The organism is Facklamia sp. P12950, assembly GCF_050409465.1.
In the GTDB taxonomy this organism is placed as follows: domain Bacteria; phylum Bacillota; class Bacilli; order Lactobacillales; family Aerococcaceae; genus Facklamia.
Genome location: NZ_JBNUPK010000011.1, coordinates 21,626 through 39,650, shown reverse-complemented (window position 1 = coordinate 39,650; position 18,025 = coordinate 21,626). Strand labels below are relative to the sequence as shown.

Here is an 18,025-nt window from a genome sequence, read left to right as displayed (position 1 = left end):
CCACGTTCCACTGCTCTTAATAAAAATAAGGGGGTGGTCATTGGTCTTACTTTTTTAGGTATTTTTTCCGTCTTAATATTTAATCCCCACAATTTTATTAGCTGGGGTAGGATTTGATAAATAGAAAAAGTAGAAAAATTATCTGACCATTCCTCTGGACTGTCTTCTACCGTCTTATCCCCATGTCTTGCCATGACATAGGCTATATTCTCAAAGAGTTCTAAAGAACCTATATCGATATTAGAGTTATTCGGATAAAGTCCATATAATTATATAAAAGATAAAAGGCCATGTAACAGTCTTTTTTACGGTACAATGTTTTTACTCCAAAACATACCGAGGACTTACATGACCCAAGTACATTTTACACTGAACAGCGAAGTGGTTCAAAGCATGATTGAACAATCAGTTAAAGAGGATGTCTCTAAAAACATTTTAACCACTGTTTTCAACCAATTGATGGAAAAGCAGCGAACAGAATATATTCAAGCCGATGAGTATGAACGTTCAAAAAGTCGTCAAAGTCAAAAAAACGGCTATTATGAGCGAGAGTTTACCACTTGTGTAGGAACACTTGATTTAAAAGGGTGTTAACAACTACAGACTGGAATTTCCTTTTAAACCTTCTTTTTCTTATAAAGTAAACTTCCCAAAAAACTTCCAAGCACTGAAATAACGCCATAGATTAAAGAATAAATACTTGCACTCTCATTATAAAAAATAAATAGGGTAGGAATAAATAGCAAGACAACAAGCATTGGAAAAATCCAGTTAAATGAGTGCTTCATTCCATAGATTAGCGATGATATAAAACATGTCATTGGGACAGCCAATAGTAAAACCAACATCCCACTTCCTGTATTTTTAATGAAAAATGGCAATAGATAAAAGGCAAAAGCTATTACGATCAAATATACCAGCATTTTTCTAACTTTTTCCATTTCCAACTCCTTCACAAATTCACATTTTTTTACTTCTTTACTTTATTAGAGCAATCTTATTCAATATTCACTCTAACAGCCCACCAACCAATCGTTTAATTTTAAAATAGAATGCTTGAAAACCGGTCACTCTCCTAATTATTGGCTATTATCATCATTATAACAAGACTCCTAGCCATCAGCTCATAAATAGAACACTATTTGATTATTCTGCAATTATTTTACCTATTCTACTTCAACAAAATACCAAATAATCCATTGATATTTTTTTATACAAAACAATTTAATACTACCCAAAACTTTGACAGTGATTAATTGTTTGAACTTAAAATGACTAAGAGATTGACTCAACTCTGTTAGCTCAACATTAATAATCTTAGACTAAGGATAGTCGTTTAGCTTAAATTTAATGCTTCTATGTCTTTTTTTAAATTATAGGATTATCCATATTAGCAACCATCTGAATGCACTAAACGATTTAACCGATCCCACCATAAAATATTCCCATAATATATACCAAAATCGTCAACCCTACAAAGACATATCTGCCCATTGGCTCAAACCATGGCCCCAGAGTCTTATTGTAGCCCAATTGTACTTGCTTTCTAGCAAAGTCCGGTCCACATACCCAATAAAACATAATTCCAGCCAACAAAGCGCCTAATGGAATCACATAGATACTCACAATATCCATCCAACTTTCTAAAATAGCGCCATTTTCAACAAATATTCCGATGGCTATCGCTATACTCGCTACGATTCCTACCGCTTTTGCTCTTGAAAAATGGAACTTTTCTTGAAGCGCTTCGATTGGAGCTTCAAATAAATTGATCAAGGAGCTAATCCCTGCAAACAGTACTGCAATAAAGAAAAGAATGGCAAATAAGTTACCGGCTGGCATTTGTTTAAAAATCGCTGGCATGGTGATAAAGATCAAAGGAGGGCCCGCGGTTGGGTCCATATTAAAAGCAAACACAGATGGAATAACAACGAGAGCAGCCAATATAGCTGCTATTAAATCACTTACTGCAATATAGGTCGCAGAAGTAACCACATCTTCCTTTTCACTTAAATAACTCCCATACACCAATGTTCCCGAACCAGCTAAGGACAAGGAGAAGAAAGCTTGGCCTAATGCATAGACCCATGTTTGTGGTTTTTTTAGCGCTTCCCATTCAGGTTGAAACAAATAGGCATACCCTAGACTTGCTCCCGGTAAGAAGATCACGCGAATACTTAAAAGCAGGAACATTATAAAAAATCCGGGCATGAGCACTTTATTTATTCTTTCAATCCCCTTTGAAATGCCCACTCGCATAATCCCAAAAGTTAGGATGAGTGCAGCTAGATGCCAGCCAATACTTCCAAAATTCCCAGCAATCTTTTCAAAATAAGCAGAACTATCTGCCGCTTGAATCATCGAACCTGAGATTGCCCCAAAGGTGAACCTTAAAATCCAGCCAATGACAACCGAGTAGCCAATCGCGATCCCTAAAGACCCGATGGTGGGAATTAAGCCAAGCCATTCGCCATACGGCTTGCCTCTTTTAGCCATCGCCTTCTTAAAGGCAGCCAGAGGACCTGCTTTCATCGCTCTTCCCAACGCGATCTCACCAATTACTCCCGTAAAACCAATGACAATCACAAAAAGAATATAGGGGATTAAAAAAGCCGCTCCTCCAAATTGACCGACACGATAAGGGAATAACCATATATTTCCCATCCCTACCGCTGAACCCACTGATGCTAGAATAAAACCTAGCCTACTTTGAAAACCATCTCTTTCTCCTATTATTTTTTTGTCTTTCAATTTTTTCACTCCTCGTTTCCTTTGTTTAGAAATGCTACTAGCTAATCCTTTAACCCTATTTTTCAGCGGAAATGGAGCTCATATCAATATAAAGACACAAAAAGACACTGCGTCATCAATTTTAAATTGATCTATGCAGTGTCTTTTAAACAACTATCTATTAAAAATCACACTGGCATAGGCTCCATTTATACATGAAAAATAAAGTGAGCCTAGCCTTCTTACTTCAGAAGTTAGACCACTCAACTATGCCAAGCCTGCCATGAATGAATGTTGAATTTCATTTGTGTGATTTCCTTTCTCTTTTTTTATTTAACTAATTATCTAATAGGCTTGATAGAAAGTCAAATGAGTATTTTTTATCCAAGTGATATCTTAGGTGAAAATGTAATTAGTCATGTAAAGTTCTAGGTAGTTTTATTTCTTGAAGTATTCTATCGTAGGAAGAAAAATGACATTTTTTTCTTTTAAAAATTTTAAAAGATTTAATGCACTTAAAAGCACGAACCTTGATATCATTTTCAATTAGAAACCCTTTTAAATATGTCTTTAATGAATTTGAGTTATAATTAATGTTAATTAAAATAAAAGTATTAAATTAGAGTTATAGAAACAGAAATACAGGAAGCGTTATGGTCAATTAATAGTTCAAATATTGATAAACTAAAGATTCTAATATCTTTACCCTTGCGGAGCTCCTTTAGTAAATGCTAAATTCTTTAATAAATAGCTGAAAAAAAATTATGAAAATATATCTCAGTGGTAATAGGGGAGCTTTTCAGCTTCTTTAAATACCTTTATTAAAGAATACATCCCAATAGAAATTATAATAGCATTTAATTCAGACCATATTTTTAAGAATACACCTTTCATCAAGAGAATTTAAACAAGTTTTCAGAATCTGCGGAGATAGTTGTGTATATTATTGTTTAGCTATCACATAACCAACCTTAAGACCAGATGTATTCGCAAGTTTGACTATATGTTCTAATACGTAAAGACAGCGAATTCTATATTATTAAGTGAGTAAATCACATAATAAATAAAAATTAAATAAAAACTTGACAAATGACTTTGGGAACATTATTATGAACGTATAGATTGTATGCGTTTTCTTATTTTGTTAGTTTCTTGTTATGTTATTTTATAAGTTAAGCATACAATCAAAAAAAGGAAGGAGAATTGTGATGAATGAAAGTAATTCAAAAGAACAAATTCAATTAGATTCAGAAAAAGAACAAATTTTGATTGAAAAGATTGAACAAAATTCTAGTACACCATCATGGTGCATCTGTTATAAAAAATGTTAGAAATATAGATTTTGAAATAGACTAAAGAAAGATTCTTTAGTCTATTTTTTAGGGGGGAAATAGTTTGTATTGCACAAATAAATATATAAACTTAACTATTACAGATGATAAAGAAATTACATATTTTGATGGTTTTGAAAAATCTATTAACTCTCAAAATAATGACATAATAATTCAAATATTAAAATGGTTTGAATTTCCACGTGATAAAAATGATCTTCCAATAATTAAAAATATACCTAATGAAAGAATAGAAAACTATTTAAAAGAGTTAATTAAATCTAATATCATTATAAATGATAAAAAAAATCTGACTAAACGGAATGAGTTCTTTTATGAAACATATTCAAGTACCTTAGATATCAAACATCTTGTAAACCGAAAAAGAATACTTATTATAGGATGCGGAACTATTGGGACTAATGTTGCAGTTTCTTTAGTTAAAATGGGTTTTAAGAATATTATATTAATTGATGACGACGTAATAACGCTCCATTCCCTAGACTCCCAAATTGTTTATACTGGATTAGATAAAGGAAAATTAAAAGGTGTAGTTTTAAAAAATCATCTTGAAAAAATTTCACAAACAGCCAAAATTAAATATATGAATTGTAAAATAGAAAATATTAGAAATTTATCAAATTTATTTATGGAAGAAAAGTTTGATATTATTATAGATTGCTTTGATGAAAAAAGCACAAATCTTCAATTGGACTTGATAGATTTTTCTAAAAATATGAATATTAATTATATAACAACAGGTTATTATCAAAATTTATTATTTGTTTGGGACATAGCAAGTGAATTCAATAAAGTTAAAAATTATTTTTTAGAAAATTCTTATGAATCTGAAAAAAGAAAAGTTTTTTCTTTAAATAAAGGGGTAATTGTAGATTCACAGATTATTTCTGGATTAATTACTAATCAAATATTAAACAGAATTATATATAACGATAATGATAATAAATTTTTGTGCTTTGATAAAAAAAATAATGTTTTAACAGATTATGGAAGATATATAAAGTCAGAGTATCAAAATTTTTTAGAACTATTAGAAAAAAAAATAAATGACTTAATATCTCAAAATGAAATAGAATTGTCTCTAAAAAAAATTAAACTAAATGAAAATATTGGATATAAGAAATATGATGTGATTCAATTTCTTAAATTTGTTGAATTAATTCAATATACTCAAAAATTTGAATTTGATATTAATAAGAATATTTCAAACACTTTAAATGTTTCAAATACATCAAAGAATTTTATGAAAAAAATGGATGTTTTCCAATCAATAACAAATCATATGTATCAATTATCTGATTGTTCTATTTCCGACAATTTACTTAGTGATATTGATTTAGTAAGTGTATATTCAATAAAAAAAATTCAGCATAATATTCATAACTTTATCTCAGAAAATAAAGATAAGTTTTTTCAAGTGTATAACACAAGAGATAGTAAAATTTCTAATGATTTCTATCTTATACAAGGTATATCCGAAAAAATATTTATCAAACTGAAGAAAGAAATAAAAAATATATCTAAAGATGAGTATTTTTTACTAAAATCACAAGTATTAAATAATAAGAGAGTAAATAAAAATAATATTAAAGAAAAAGATTTTTTTGATTTCAGGAGACAAGATAGTTATTACTTTGGTAGCAAGAACAAGGCTATCGATTTTATTTATCTCTTATTAAATTCTATTAGAAATGATTTGGGTGACAAATTTCTTAATGCGTATAAAAATAATGACATTATAGTTGATAATTATGCTGATGGTAGTGTTGGAAAATGTATTTATTTAACAAACACAAAGAAAACTCTAGTTTATTCTACATTTGACGGGACATATGAATCAGTTATAAGACTACTTCATGAAATTGGACATTTTTTTTCTAATGATGAAATGAAAACATCTTATTTTTATGAAGAACTTTCTATAATTAAAAATGAAATTTTAGCAGAATCTATATTTATTAATATTTTAAAAATTAAAAATATTGATAAATTCCCAACTGAATTAAATAAATTGCAAGAAGTAATTAGATATAAATTTGAAAGGGATTTACTATACATTTTAGATTTAGCCATATTTAAAGAAAGATTAGATTGTGAAACTAATTCAAAAAAACCTCTAACAACTGATATATATAAACAAGTATTTGATTCTTTGGATAATTTGGATCCAGAGTATGTAGAAATGAAAAATAGAGAATATTTTGTTTATAACTATTTAGCTAATTACAGTTTGTATTTACCAATAGAATTTATAATCAGTGATTTAATTGTATCCATTGTATCCATTAAGTATGGAGAAAAAATTTTTAAAGATATAGTTAATGGGGTAATCATTAGCAATGATTGGATAGAAAATGTTTTTTCAATTGAAAGTATTATAGATTTAATGAAAATTAGTTTTTAATAATGTATATATTAATAAATGATCGGAAGGTACTATATTGAAAAAAAATAGATTTAAACTAACGATACTACTCACACTAACCCAATTAGGTAGTGGAACTTTATCTTTTATACTATCCTTAAAGATACTGCAGCAAAATAAAAGCGCAACTGACTTTGGAATAGTAGTTATGGTTAGTGCTATATTTAGTATTTTAACATCTTTAATATCTGGTAAATATATTGATCGCTTCCCTAAAAAAAACATGATGATCGTTGCTCAATTTCTGAGTATAGTAGGATTAATCCTTTTTATTTTCGGAACAGGATTTAGCGACAAAATTAATTTATATTGGGTGATCGCTCTTTCAATAATCCTTCAAGTGAGTGATTCAATTTTTACCACTACTTTAATGACAAGTGCTGTCAATATTGTAAATAAGGAAGAAGAGTTAGATGAATTCAATTCAATTGTTGAATCAATAAATGGGATCTGTGCCTTAATAGCACCGTTTATTGCATCCTCTATCTTTATTTTCCTAAAAATAGATAGCTTCATATTTTTAGAAATATTTTTTGAGCTATTTGCCGTATTACTAATACTTAATTTACCGCTGCATGATTCCTTAATTGAAGAAAACTATGATGATCGTGATAGCGATTATAGTTTAAACTACGTACTAAAGTATGCTTGGAAAAATAAACTTATTCTAATACTAAGTTTAAGTATGTTAAGCATCAATTTACTTTTAGGATCACTTTCAATAGGCCTACCCTACTTAATATTGTCTTACTTTGAGAGTAAAACAATATTTATCGGTATCTTTCAAATAACATTACCAGTTGGAATGATGCTGGGAGCTATCATTTATCCTAAATTAAATTTTAAAAAACCCTTCTATAACCCAATTATAAAATCGTGGTTCCTATTAGCTCTATCTGTTATTCTACTAGGATTTACCATACTTATTTTTTCAAACCATTTTTGGGCATTATCAATTATATCCTTCATTCTTATTACTATCGCTGGTTTCAGTATATCAATAGGAAAAATACCCTTATTAGGATATTTTCAAAAAACAGTTCCTCAAAAAATTCAGGGGCGCTTATTTAGTTTGCTAGATGTCATGATAGAGTCGAGTATTCCTTTAGGGGCGGGTATATATGGACTATTATTCGACAACTTTAATATATATACAATATTTATCTTTTCTGGATTAATTTTAATTATTTTTATTAAAATATCAGAAAAAAAATTGAGAAAGCTAACTATAAGCATGAATGATTAATTAAAGAATAATTAATCTTTAATCACTTACAGAATAGTAATCATCATTTCAATACTGTTATAAGAGAAGGTTCGTTTAAGTATTATTTGAGCGACGCCCACTATTTGGATTGCAACTTATTGTGAAAGATCAACTATGAATGTTATTTATAAATTTAATTCAATCAAGAGCTGAGTCAGTAGCTTGACTGATTTACTATTTAGATAATATCTTTTAAAGCAATTAAGTTGAATTTAAACAATAAATCTCTTTGTCCAATGTAGTCTTACTAAGGAAAAATTAAAAATAATGAATTTGATAATTTTTACTCTAATTAACAAACTTTTAAAATAGTAAATTCTGTAATAAGAATTGAATTTTTTAGGGGATACTCATTCTTACTCTCGTATTCTTTCGAAGTATGATTCCCCTTTCCACTTTCTAATTTTTCGAATTAATTTTATTTGAAATCAATCCGATGTTCTACTAATAATCGTAATTTATATACTATTTTATTCGACATTATTATTTCGGATTTTCTTTGTTATACATGGATTACTTAAACTAAGTAAGTTCTCTAAAGATTATGCAAGTATCGAATTAACTCTCTCTTGGATGATATGAAGGACCATCCTTCAGACGTATACTTACCCTCTGACTTAGACACTTCAGACTCATTGTTATTTTCTTCAATCGCATAGCTGCAGCTCAAAGCCTCTGTATAGAGTGATAAGATATTAAAAAATTGTCCTATGCAATTTTTTTAGATAAATAGTGTTTAATTCATGTGGATATATCTTTGATTCTTTAAATAATTAAAAGGCCCCCGTTATGAGGCCTTCAAATTTCAATATTGTTTACCTATGGGTTTACTTTACGAATCTTGCATAATTAACTTTTGAAAAATCAACAACAATTTGATTACCATTGATATCTTTTATAATATCTGGTTGTTTAGAAATAATAAGTTTCATTATTTTTCGAAGAGCACGTTCATCATCAGATCTTGATTCGAGTTCCATCATGACTGTTAAACTAGAACCATGATTGAAAAAGAGTTCAATTTTTCTATTTTTCACTCTTTCATCTCCTCTCCTATTTAATGTCTCTACTATACCAATCTCCACCTCTTTCGTATAGGGTAGATAAGAAAGGAGATACTCATGGTATTGCGAGACAATAAATTAATCATACCCCTCTATTAGCCAAACTCTTTAAACTAAGAACATTACTAACATTATATATAATTTATTAAGCCCAGTTGAGTATAGATTTCACCTTACTTTAAGAAAAAAATAATTTTTAGGTTTTCTCTTAAAAAGTTAGAGCTATCAAAACATCGTTCTCTTAGTAATTTAACTTTATTCGTTTGGTTTTTTTGATTTAATGGAATTAATAAATTTTTTTCAAAAGTCAAGTCCATAATATTGTGTAAAATAACTTAGTACAATGTTCATCACCATTAAAGCCTCATATAAGCCCTTGAAGAAGTAATCCATTCTTCGTGGATGTGCATTAATACAGAGCCAATTAATCGATTAGCTGAGTCGACATTTGGAAAGATTCGTACCACTTTCTTTCTACGACGTACTTCTTGATTCAATCGTTCTTCAATCTTACAAATATCAGATAACAATATTTCTCTTCCAAATTCTAGAACGATCTTCTTTTGATCAGATGACTCAATAGAGGTTTTAAGAAAATCCTCATTTCTAAAATCAACAAAACCTAGTAAACTACGTTTCATGGTGACTTTAATTGAAACGGGCTTTCTATAAAAATCTCCTAATCTCTTTTGAATGAGATCTTCCTTTTCTAGCTCAAACTGTTTTGAAGTTTGGCTAATATCCACTATATGTTTCTTGCCTATTAGACCGTGTGTTTTAATGTTTTGTCTTTAAGCAAATAAAAAATAAAGTTTTCATCTTCATTTAAAATATAAGCGTTAAATACACCATCATTCCAACCCACTAAATCAATATCATAAAAACCACCTATATAAGAAGAATCAAGCTCTGGTTTATTTTGATCAAGGGAAATATCTTCTAATTCGTTTGTATAGTCTATTAATGTATCCACACTCATTGCAAAAAGTTCAGAAAGCTTTTTAAGATTTGTAATATCCGGTATGCCATTATTACTTTCCCACTTAGCTACTGCTGAACGTGAAACATTTATTTTTTCAGCCAATTCCTCCTGACTGTATTCTTTTTTTCTTCGTAATTCTTTTATTTTATCGCCTAGTTGCATCTTATCACTCCTATTGATCTTTTATAGTTATAGTCAATCATAAAAACTCGCATTATCAAATATACTATCAAGAACTTTAGTGTTACTTTGAGTAACAAGTCCTTATACTTATTAAGATATAGTATAACTCTTCAGTATATCAGCATTTCTTGGAAGTTGTTTTTAGCTAAGAAGGAGCCTGTGATAAAATACGAACTCCTTTCCTCTTTTCTTAAAAATAATTATACGAAAATTATTCTATACATAAAACTACCACCCGTGAAATGATACCAAGAATCCGTCATGTAACTCTAATTTTTGAAAGTACTCAAAAGATAGAAAGCCTAATTTTTATTTCAAAAAGCTAATTCAAATAAAAAAGAATGGTATTAAAAAAGGGGAAGAAACGCTAAGTTTCTCCCCCTTTCATTATTTACTCAATAATTGGATCATTTCTTCATACTCTGGGTACTGTTCGATCAGTTCATGGTAACGAAACAACTCAAAATCCTCAAACTCAAATCCTGGTGAAACCATACACGATACGAGCGAAAACCCATCTTCAACGGTTGAGCCAAAGATTGTCCCTTTAGGAACACGATATTGTAGTACTTGACCTTGCGCAACAGCTAGTCCTAAAGTAACATTTGTATAATCGCCATCTGGAGAAATCATATGCACGGTCAATGGCTGTCCGTAATGATAGTACCATATTTCATCAGCAGTTAAACGATGAAAATGTGAGGGGTTTTCTTTTTCCAATAGAAAATAGATACTAGTGAACAGAGAACGTTCTTTCCCATTTATTTTTAGTTTGTCTTGTGATCTTTCAACTTCGCAATAATAGCCACCTTCCGGATGAGCTTCCATATCCAAAGCTTTTATCCATTCTTCCATTGATTGATTCATAATAATCTCCTAACATTTTATACTATTTTAGCATAGGGAGTGTAAGGGTCTAAAATTCTTATCCACTTTAAGCAGCCTTGTAATTAGTAAACTTTCTCGATTTTGCTAGCATCTTACCGGATTACTTAATCTCATTCGAATAAACGACCCGATACAAAGCTTCTTTAACCTTATTGAATTGCTCTTGATCCATTGCTTCTGGATAAGTCATCAATAAAAGCGGAATCGCATTTTTCCCTTCTTCTAATGGAGGTTGCGTGTAGTCATAAGCATTCAACTTAAAATCTAAACGCTGATAAAAATTTATTCTTCGTTTAGTGATATTGTCTTCAGGCTTTTCTACCTCTAAGACTATTTTTTTATCAGCTTCATTTAAGAAAGTATTCAAAAATTTACTGCCATAATTTCTACCTCGGAAACTGTCATCTATGGCAAAATGTTCAATAAATACATATTCTCCAATATCCCAAAAAGATATAAAACCTACTACTCTACCGTCATCTTTTAAGGCTTTCATTTGATAATTAGGATTTTTCAATATTTCTAATTGTAAGTTTAAACTTCTTTTTTCATCTTCAGGAAAAGAGCTTTCATAGATATTCCAGATTGCAGTAAAATTTTCCACTATAAATCCTCCGTCAATTTCGTAACTATTTTTTTCGTATTATTACAAGCATAGCAAAGTTTACAAAACTTTTCATAGGCTATCAAACCATAAAACAAATTCTTCCTTAAATAAAAATAGTGATTTCCATAAGCTAAATCTTTAGGCAATCTTCTAGAAGTTAAAAAACTTTGTCATAGCTATTAGTTTATACTTTACTTAGTCAACATCTATTTTAAGTTAGCAAATAAAAACACTGTCCTGATCGAGCTGTTTTAGTCTTAGGTTCCACTCATGAAGAGCTATAGTTTTTTTAGTGAGCCCATTCAATGCTAGGTCTTTATACTTCCTTAAAAGGCTACTTGCATTTAATTTATTGCTATTAAAATAATCAGCTACTCTAATATAACCCCCCAAAAGTGAGTTTGATAGCTCTATCTTTGGGGGGCATCTCTCCTATAAAGATTTTTATATTATTAATTTTATCGATTTCTTATACTAGTTTCTCTTTAAACAAAACTTAAAGTATGCTGAACATTTACTTGCTAGTCAACTGCTTATTGCTAGCTAAAAAAATATCTCATTTCATAATCTTTTTGATCCATTTTATACTTGTCTTATAAGGTGGATAACGGAAAGGAAGATCAAGCCAATTACTTTTTTTCAAGATGCTTTTACTATGAGAAAAGGTGTCAATGCTGTTTTTGCCATTATAGCTGCCCATTCCGCTTTCTCCCACTCCACCAAAGCCCATATAAGGAGTCGCTAGGTGGGTTACTGTCTCATTTATTGCTCCCCCTCCGAAGGAAACCTCCGTTAAAACCTTTCGCTCAATATCTTTCTCTTTTGTAAATAAATACAAAGCTAAAGGCTTTGGACGTGCCTTAATATGATCCATCGCTTCATCTATAGTCTTATAGGTGATTATGGGTAATATCGGACCAAATATCTCTTCTTGCATAATTGGATCTTTCCAAGAAACATCCTCCATTAATGTGATATTTATTTGGTGTGTTTCATCATTTTTTTGACCCCCGTAAATCACTTTGCCTGTCTCTAGCAGATTAAGTAATCGCTGATAATGCCTATCACTGATTATTTTGGGATATTCAGGATTGGTTTCTGCGTGCTTGCCAAAAAAACCTTCCAGAGTCTTCATTAATTCCTCTGTTAGTTTTTCTTTCACATCTTCTTGAACAAGTAAATAATCTGGAGCCACACAGGTTTGTCCTGCATTTAAAGCTTTGCCCCAAGCAATTCGCTTAGCAGCTATTTTTATATCGGCTGATTTGTCAACAATGGCTGGACTTTTCCCACCTAATTCTAAGACGACTGGCGTCAAATGCTGAGCTGCTTTTTCCATTACAATTTTCCCCACCTGTTTGCTTCCTGTGAAAAAAATTAAGTCAAAATCTTTACTTAACAAAGACTGATTAACTTCAACAGCCCCTTCCACCACCGTCACATAAGCCGGATCAAAGGTATCTGCGATCATTTTTTTAATAATAGCAGACGTAGCCGGTGCAAATTCAGAGGGTTTGATAACAGCAGTATTTCCGGCCGCTAAGGCACCAACAAGTGGCGATAAAGTCAGCAAAAATGGATAATTCCAAGGGGCAATAATCAACACCTGCCCATAAGGCTCTTTATAGACACGACTGACTGATGGAAACTGAGAGATTGGTGTTCGTACACGCTTAGGTTTGAGTAATCTCTTCATGTTTTTTAACATATAAGTGATCTCTTCTAAAACCAATCCAATCTCACTAACATAGCCTTCAAATCCTGCTTTATTTAAATCACTTCTTAAGGCTTCTAATATTTCAAGCTCATAGTCTTCAATCGCTTGATACAATTTTTTCAACTTAGCAATTCGAAAATCAATTGCTTTGGTCTCTCCACTTGCAAAATATTCTTTTTGTTTTTCTAATACACCACTTGTCTCTTCCATTTTTATCATGCTCCTTCTTAATAAGCTGCTTCTAAAATATCCATAATCCGTTCAGTAGTAACTTGCACTGGGTTCACAATTGTAGCCCCATCATTCATGGCTGTCTTGGCAATCTGTTTAAAATCCTCTTTTTTAACATCGACATCTCGCAAACGGGTCGGTAAACCCGCTATTTTATGCAATTCATTAAGTAAATCTCTGATAGCATTTATTGTACGAGCGGCTCTTTGATCTTTGGGTGTCTGGCTGTATACTTCTGGTCCAGAGAAAGCCAATAAAATTCTAGCATACTCCTCTTTACAAGATTGTGAATGCTTTAAATTCATTTCCATAGCATATGGAAGTAAAATCGCCATCGCATCTCCATGGGCAATTTTACTGATTGATCCACAAGCGTGGCCTATCGCATGAACAATGCCTACCATTGAGTTAGAAAAGGATATACCTGCCATTAAGGACGCATTCGCCATGGCTATGCGAGCTTCTTTATTTTTACCATTTTGGACTGCTTCTTTAAGGTGCTTCCCAATTAATTCTATGGCAGCTAAGGAATAAGCAGAGCTAAGTGGATTTTTTTGACAACCCGTTAAGGCCTCAATACTGTGTGTTAAGGCATCGATTCCAGTTGATGCAGTTATTTTCGCTGGAAGTGACGCTGTCATTCGATAATCTAAAACAGCCACATCTGGTAAAAGACTGTATGAAATAAACTCCAACTTTACCTTACGGCTCGTGTCAGCAATCACTGAGACTAAGGTTGCCTCCGAGCCTGTGCCTGCAGTACTTGGCACGACTATCAAAGGATTTAACTTACCACCGACTAGCTCTAGCCCCATGAGTTCATTTAAGTCTTTGACTTTTTTAGAAACTAAAACATTTACTCCTTTAGCAGTATCAATAACTGATCCACCGCCAATAGCGATGATACTATCACATTGATGTGTTTGATAGACGTCACTGATTTCGTGGACCACATTTAATGATGAGTCTTGTGGAATCTCTTTGAAGATGGCAGCGATTTCAATGTTGGCATCTTCTAAAGCCTCTGTAATAATTTGCACTTGTCCATGCTTTATCAATGACTCATCTGTTAAAATCAAAGGCCTCTGGGCCTCTAAATTCAATAATTCAAATGGGATGTTTTCTAAAGCGCCTTTGCCAGATAAAATCTTGACTGAATTCATAAATTCATAATATTCTGGTATTTTCATACTAATCCTCCTTAAAACACTAAATGAAAGTAGGCTTTGCCTTTGCTGGCTGAAAGCACTGGTTGTTCTTTTAAAATATTTTTGCTAATAAAATTTGGGAAAAGATAAGCTTCTACATAATATAAAATTCGAACGAGAGGCATAGCTTTTAGGAAATCACCTTTAACAATAAAACGATGTTGAGCATAGCCCTGGTGCAGACCTATTTGACCAAGAATTAACATTTGTGCAGCCCGATAACTTTTAAAAATAATCGACAGATCAGCTGGGGCATCCACATGCTTTCCTAAATAATTAAAGCCATCATTTCTTTTTTCAAAGAATACTTTTGTACTAGTGTTTAAAACTGTCAATTCAAACAAGAAACCATCCGCATAGTGTCCTAACTCTTTCTGAATTGCAGGCTCTACTTTAGCAGCAGCTATTAATCCTCTTACTAAAAATTTTAAACCAATTTCTACCATTAATTTGTTCATAACATGCAACCGCCTTTTATAAATTTTGCTTAATTAAATAAGCAATTTAACAATCTGATTCACAGGTATTTCTTCCGTAGCAAATTTCTGTTGAATAATTAAGCCATCTAACAAAGCTAAAATAAGATAAGAGAGGGCGTGATAATCTCTTCCCTGTCGCTTTAATCCTTTTATTAAACTTTTTCGAATGGTCTCTCGCCAGGACTGATAGCGTGTTTCAAACTTTTTAGCCAAGGATTGATTATTAGTAATCGCATCGCTTAAAAGATAAAGATGTAAGGAGCCTCTAGTATCCGCATAGATAATTTTATTAAATAAAGTCTTCAATATTTCTTCTGCATCAATCTCCTCATCAGACTCTTCAATGAATAAAAGTAAGTCTTCTGTTATCATTTCTAAATTTTTTTCTGCCAATTCATAAATGATCGCTTGTTTGGCAGGATAATAATAATAAAGCGTTCCTTTACTAATACCCGCTGCTTCAGCAATTTTACGCAAAGTTGTTTCTTCAATGCCTAATTCACTAATTAAAACTGATGCAATCTCAAGTATATAAGATCGCATATCTTGATTAGAGTTCCCATCACTAATAGATATTTTTGTCATTTATCCACCCATTTCCCGTTCGGTCGACTGACCGATTAATTAGTTTAAGTTTAATTCAACCAGCTTTTAGTGTCAAATATGCTTATTTTAAAGCTACTATGATTAAGAAAAAAGAAGTTATTAAAAGGGAGAGATCCCACAATATAATAACCTTCTAATATAGATAATTACGCTTTTCTTCAGAGCGTAAAATATTTTGTGTAAGCTCCGAATCTTTGTAGAAAAGAGACCTCTCTTATGTAAGATTGTAAAATCAAATAAGCAATCACACAGGAGGTCCCTTATGGAAGTCGTTAGCACAAAATTATTCACAGCACTAGCAGAAGATAAATCTGTTCAAGACCTATTTCGTCAAAACTTAGAAGAAGCGATTAACTTATTACCTGTATGCGAAAGGACAGTCTTTCTTAATTACGAAAAATCGGAAGTCAAAGGCTGCAATGGTTAAGGAACAATTTCCCATGAGAGATCTTTAGAAAAGTATCTATATACCTATGTTTCAAAATTCAATACGAAGTTTTCTTCTAGAATCCATAAGGGGTTTGGTCAAGCACAGTAGGAACTAAGTAAAATGCTAGATGAAATACAAGGAAAAGGTCAAAGCAAAAAAATTCATCCCCTATAGGGGATGACGTATAATGCCTATAATATTATCTAGTTAGAAGTTTTTTACTTAATCTTACATTAGCTTACACAATTTATTTGACACTGCCCTATATTCACTACCATACAAAAAAGAATATAGATTATTTTATCTCAATATAAGACCTATTAAGCATTTCGAACCATAACTTTATTTAAGTTCAACTACTTATGTCTTAAAATACTGATAAATCTATATTCTTATTAAAAACAATGGAGATGAGGGGAGTCGAACCCCTGTCCAAATGTCTCGCCACCAAAGAATCTACGTCAATAGTTGCGTCTATTATTATTTAGCTCCCACATAGCCGACCAACAGGCATTTGTGTTTGCGAGTCTGCTTATCTCTTCTAAGGCTTACAGACGGAAAGACTTAGCGTATCCCACTAATTTGAGACCAGGAACTAACACATGGGCGATGCTAGGCTGATCTTAGCCAGCTGTTTTTAGGCAGCTAAAGCTAAATTGTTATTATTGTTTGCAGTTATATTTAACTGTAGCGTTGGTGAGGTAGTCGCTGCCTACCTGACGCATCCAAGGTTCGAACAACACCTGTCGAAACCATGACACCCCCAATTAAAGGTATAAATACATACTAGCATCTCCATGAGGAAATGTCAAAGAAGGTCAGTCAGCTTTTAGACGAATTATCTTGGACTTCCTACTTAAAGAGTTTGAGGTAATTTTTTGACGGCATTCAGTAAAATTGGCGTCACTAAAATTGAAAAGATCATCTCAGGTACACCATTCACTAACACAATACCTCCGAGCACCTGCCATAAGCTATCGAGATTGGCTCCACTAATTTGTGAATACTCTGCCTGTTTAAAGAGGCCAATTGCCCCTAAGACGAAAACTGTATTTAAGATTGAACCTAAGGCCCCTGCTATCATATAGCGCAAGCGATCTTGAATTTTATCTTGAGCTTGGTGGGCAAACCATCCAACAATCAAAGGCATAATCATCCGTGGTAAAAGTGAGACTAATGGTGAAGAAAAGACATAAACATACATGGGCGATGTTGGCATAACATAAGCACGAATCAAGGAGTTCAAGCCCCAAAATGCTCCGATAATAAAACCATCTTTAGTGCCTAACCATAAGGTCGCTACAATTACCGTTACATGAATAATAGTAATATTTAATGGGGGTATGGCTATATAGCCTAGAAAAGGTACCCAAGTTTGTAATAGGATAATAGCCATGAAGATACTTAAAATAACTAAGCGTTTAGTTTTCATAGCGTTTTGATTTTGTAATGCTGGCACAAACATCCTCCTCATTTAATGAATGGAATGACCATTCTTAATGTAATTGTAAGTGGGTTCACAGAGTCTTTCATCAAGAGTTACCTCTAAATCATATTCATCAAAAAACCATTCGTCATCTTGTTCAATAAAGAAGAGGACCCCATTGGGCGCTTGATAAGTGACTAAAGGGTCTTCTGGCTGAACAGAATCAATGGCAATCCCAAAACCATTGTCAAAAGGGCTCGATCCATAAATTTTTGTTTTAAAGCGAACACCAGCACCTTGGCTAAATCCTATTTCTTCCTTAAACCAATCTGCTGCTTTATTTGTTACTATTAGTTTCATATGCTTTGTTGCAATCAAATGCAACAACTCCCTCCTCTATAAACTGAATCTATCATATAGCAATTTTTTT

General features: G+C 31.9%; 16 protein-coding genes, 1 other RNA gene and 3 pseudogenes. 5 read left to right on the top strand and 15 right to left on the bottom strand.

Annotated elements, in window-relative coordinates:
* Window positions 1–194, bottom strand: a pseudogene (locus ACQV2Q_RS08465) (hypothetical protein); the annotation flags it as partial.
* 154 nt (window positions 195–348) lie between these two features.
* Between ACQV2Q_RS08465 and ACQV2Q_RS08460 the strand changes: the two are divergent.
* Window positions 349–585 (top strand): annotated as a pseudogene (locus ACQV2Q_RS08460) (transposase); the annotation flags it as partial.
* 32 nt (window positions 586–617) lie between these two features.
* On the opposite strand, the gene ACQV2Q_RS08455 reads toward ACQV2Q_RS08460, so the two are convergent.
* The gene (locus ACQV2Q_RS08455; protein WP_428874579.1) at window positions 618–941 is read right to left on the bottom strand and encodes a hypothetical protein; all 324 of its coding nucleotides are present in this window, start codon (window positions 939–941) and stop codon (window positions 618–620) included.
* A gap of 478 nt (window positions 942–1,419) precedes the next feature.
* The gene (locus ACQV2Q_RS08450; protein ID WP_428882488.1) at window positions 1,420–2,751 is read right to left on the bottom strand and encodes a sodium-dependent transporter; all 1,332 of its coding nucleotides are present in this window, start codon (window positions 2,749–2,751) and stop codon (window positions 1,420–1,422) included.
* Window positions 2,752–3,938: 1,187 nt separating this feature from the next.
* Here ACQV2Q_RS08450 and ACQV2Q_RS08445 point away from each other — a divergent pair.
* The 3 genes from ACQV2Q_RS08445 (at window position 3,939) to ACQV2Q_RS08435 (ending at window position 7,753) form a co-directional block, all read left to right on the top strand.
* A complete protein-coding gene (locus ACQV2Q_RS08445) occupies window positions 3,939–4,061 on the top strand; it encodes a hypothetical protein (protein WP_428874231.1) in 123 nt (40 codons plus the stop codon).
* Between the two features lie 64 nt (window positions 4,062–4,125).
* On the top strand, window positions 4,126–6,486 hold the full coding sequence (locus ACQV2Q_RS08440) for a ThiF family adenylyltransferase (RefSeq protein WP_428874233.1): 2,361 nt from the start codon (window positions 4,126–4,128) through the stop codon (window positions 6,484–6,486).
* A 37-nt stretch (window positions 6,487–6,523) separates the two neighbouring features.
* Entirely contained in the window at window positions 6,524–7,753 is a 1,230-nt protein-coding gene (locus tag ACQV2Q_RS08435; protein ID WP_428874234.1) for an MFS transporter, read from the top strand.
* Window positions 7,754–8,601: 848 nt separating this feature from the next.
* Here ACQV2Q_RS08435 and ACQV2Q_RS08430 read toward each other — a convergent pair.
* The 9 genes and pseudogenes from ACQV2Q_RS08430 to ACQV2Q_RS08390 form a co-directional block, all read right to left on the bottom strand.
* Entirely contained in the window at window positions 8,602–8,811 is a 210-nt protein-coding gene (locus ACQV2Q_RS08430; RefSeq protein WP_428874235.1) for a hypothetical protein, read from the bottom strand.
* Window positions 8,812–9,194: 383 nt separating this feature from the next.
* Window positions 9,195–9,341 (bottom strand): annotated as a pseudogene (locus tag ACQV2Q_RS08425) (transposase); the annotation flags it as partial.
* A gap of 260 nt (window positions 9,342–9,601) precedes the next feature.
* On the bottom strand, window positions 9,602–9,982 hold the full coding sequence (locus ACQV2Q_RS08420; RefSeq protein ID WP_428874236.1) for a helix-turn-helix domain-containing protein: 381 nt from the start codon (window positions 9,980–9,982) through the stop codon (window positions 9,602–9,604).
* 408 nt (window positions 9,983–10,390) lie between these two features.
* The gene (locus tag ACQV2Q_RS08415) at window positions 10,391–10,870 is read right to left on the bottom strand and encodes a cupin domain-containing protein (RefSeq protein ID WP_428874237.1); all 480 of its coding nucleotides are present in this window, start codon (window positions 10,868–10,870) and stop codon (window positions 10,391–10,393) included.
* Window positions 10,871–10,991: 121 nt separating this feature from the next.
* Window positions 10,992–11,495 (bottom strand): GNAT family N-acetyltransferase, encoded by a 504-nt coding sequence (locus ACQV2Q_RS08410; protein ID WP_428876315.1) that lies wholly within the window; start codon window positions 11,493–11,495, stop codon window positions 10,992–10,994.
* 559 nt (window positions 11,496–12,054) lie between these two features.
* Window positions 12,055–13,425 (bottom strand): aldehyde dehydrogenase, encoded by a 1,371-nt coding sequence (locus ACQV2Q_RS08405; protein ID WP_428874239.1) that lies wholly within the window; start codon window positions 13,423–13,425, stop codon window positions 12,055–12,057.
* Window positions 13,426–13,442: 17 nt separating this feature from the next.
* Entirely contained in the window at window positions 13,443–14,636 is a 1,194-nt protein-coding gene (locus ACQV2Q_RS08400; protein ID WP_428882486.1) for an iron-containing alcohol dehydrogenase, read from the bottom strand.
* 11 nt (window positions 14,637–14,647) lie between these two features.
* Window positions 14,648–15,112, bottom strand: a complete 465-nt coding sequence (locus ACQV2Q_RS08395) for a hypothetical protein (RefSeq protein WP_428882484.1) — start codon at window positions 15,110–15,112, stop codon at window positions 14,648–14,650.
* A 33-nt stretch (window positions 15,113–15,145) separates the two neighbouring features.
* Window positions 15,146–15,718 carry a TetR/AcrR family transcriptional regulator gene (locus ACQV2Q_RS08390; protein ID WP_428875506.1) on the bottom strand — a complete coding sequence of 191 codons (573 nt, stop codon included), beginning with the start codon at window positions 15,716–15,718 and terminating at the stop codon, window positions 15,146–15,148.
* A gap of 283 nt (window positions 15,719–16,001) precedes the next feature.
* Between ACQV2Q_RS08390 and ACQV2Q_RS08385 the strand changes: the two genes are divergently transcribed.
* Window positions 16,002–16,166 (top strand): hypothetical protein, encoded by a 165-nt coding sequence (locus tag ACQV2Q_RS08385; RefSeq protein ID WP_428874243.1) that lies wholly within the window; start codon window positions 16,002–16,004, stop codon window positions 16,164–16,166.
* A gap of 405 nt (window positions 16,167–16,571) precedes the next feature.
* Here the strand turns inward: ACQV2Q_RS08385 and ssrA are convergent.
* From ssrA to ACQV2Q_RS08370, 3 genes are all read right to left on the bottom strand, one after another.
* Window positions 16,572–16,934, bottom strand: a transfer-messenger RNA (tmRNA) gene (ssrA, locus tag ACQV2Q_RS08380).
* Window positions 16,935–17,025: 91 nt separating this feature from the next.
* Entirely contained in the window at window positions 17,026–17,628 is a 603-nt protein-coding gene (locus ACQV2Q_RS08375; protein ID WP_428882483.1) for an ECF transporter S component, read from the bottom strand.
* Between the two features lie 15 nt (window positions 17,629–17,643).
* The gene (locus tag ACQV2Q_RS08370) at window positions 17,644–17,979 is read right to left on the bottom strand and encodes a HesB/YadR/YfhF family protein (RefSeq protein WP_428882482.1); all 336 of its coding nucleotides are present in this window, start codon (window positions 17,977–17,979) and stop codon (window positions 17,644–17,646) included.
* Window positions 17,980–18,025: the final 46 nt, after the last annotated feature.

Bases quoted from the DNA above. Each gene is read 5' to 3' on its own strand.
- ACQV2Q_RS08385 (WP_428874243.1), top strand. From the start codon at position 16,002: ATGGAAGTCGTTAGCACAAAATTATTCACAGCACTAGCAGAAGATAAA.
- ACQV2Q_RS08395 (WP_428882484.1), bottom strand. From the start codon at position 15,112: ATGAACAAATTAATGGTAGAAATTGGTTTAAAATTTTTAGTAAGAGGA.
- ACQV2Q_RS08445 (WP_428874231.1), top strand. From the start codon at position 3,939: ATGAATGAAAGTAATTCAAAAGAACAAATTCAATTAGATTCAGAAAAA.
- ACQV2Q_RS08455 (WP_428874579.1), bottom strand. From the start codon at position 941: ATGGAAAAAGTTAGAAAAATGCTGGTATATTTGATCGTAATAGCTTTT.
- ACQV2Q_RS08390 (WP_428875506.1), bottom strand. From the start codon at position 15,718: ATGACAAAAATATCTATTAGTGATGGGAACTCTAATCAAGATATGCGA.
- ACQV2Q_RS08405 (WP_428874239.1), bottom strand. From the start codon at position 13,425: ATGGAAGAGACAAGTGGTGTATTAGAAAAACAAAAAGAATATTTTGCA.
- ACQV2Q_RS08400 (WP_428882486.1), bottom strand. From the start codon at position 14,636: ATGAAAATACCAGAATATTATGAATTTATGAATTCAGTCAAGATTTTA.
- ACQV2Q_RS08420 (WP_428874236.1), bottom strand. From the start codon at position 9,982: ATGCAACTAGGCGATAAAATAAAAGAATTACGAAGAAAAAAAGAATAC.
- ACQV2Q_RS08415 (WP_428874237.1), bottom strand. From the start codon at position 10,870: ATGAATCAATCAATGGAAGAATGGATAAAAGCTTTGGATATGGAAGCT.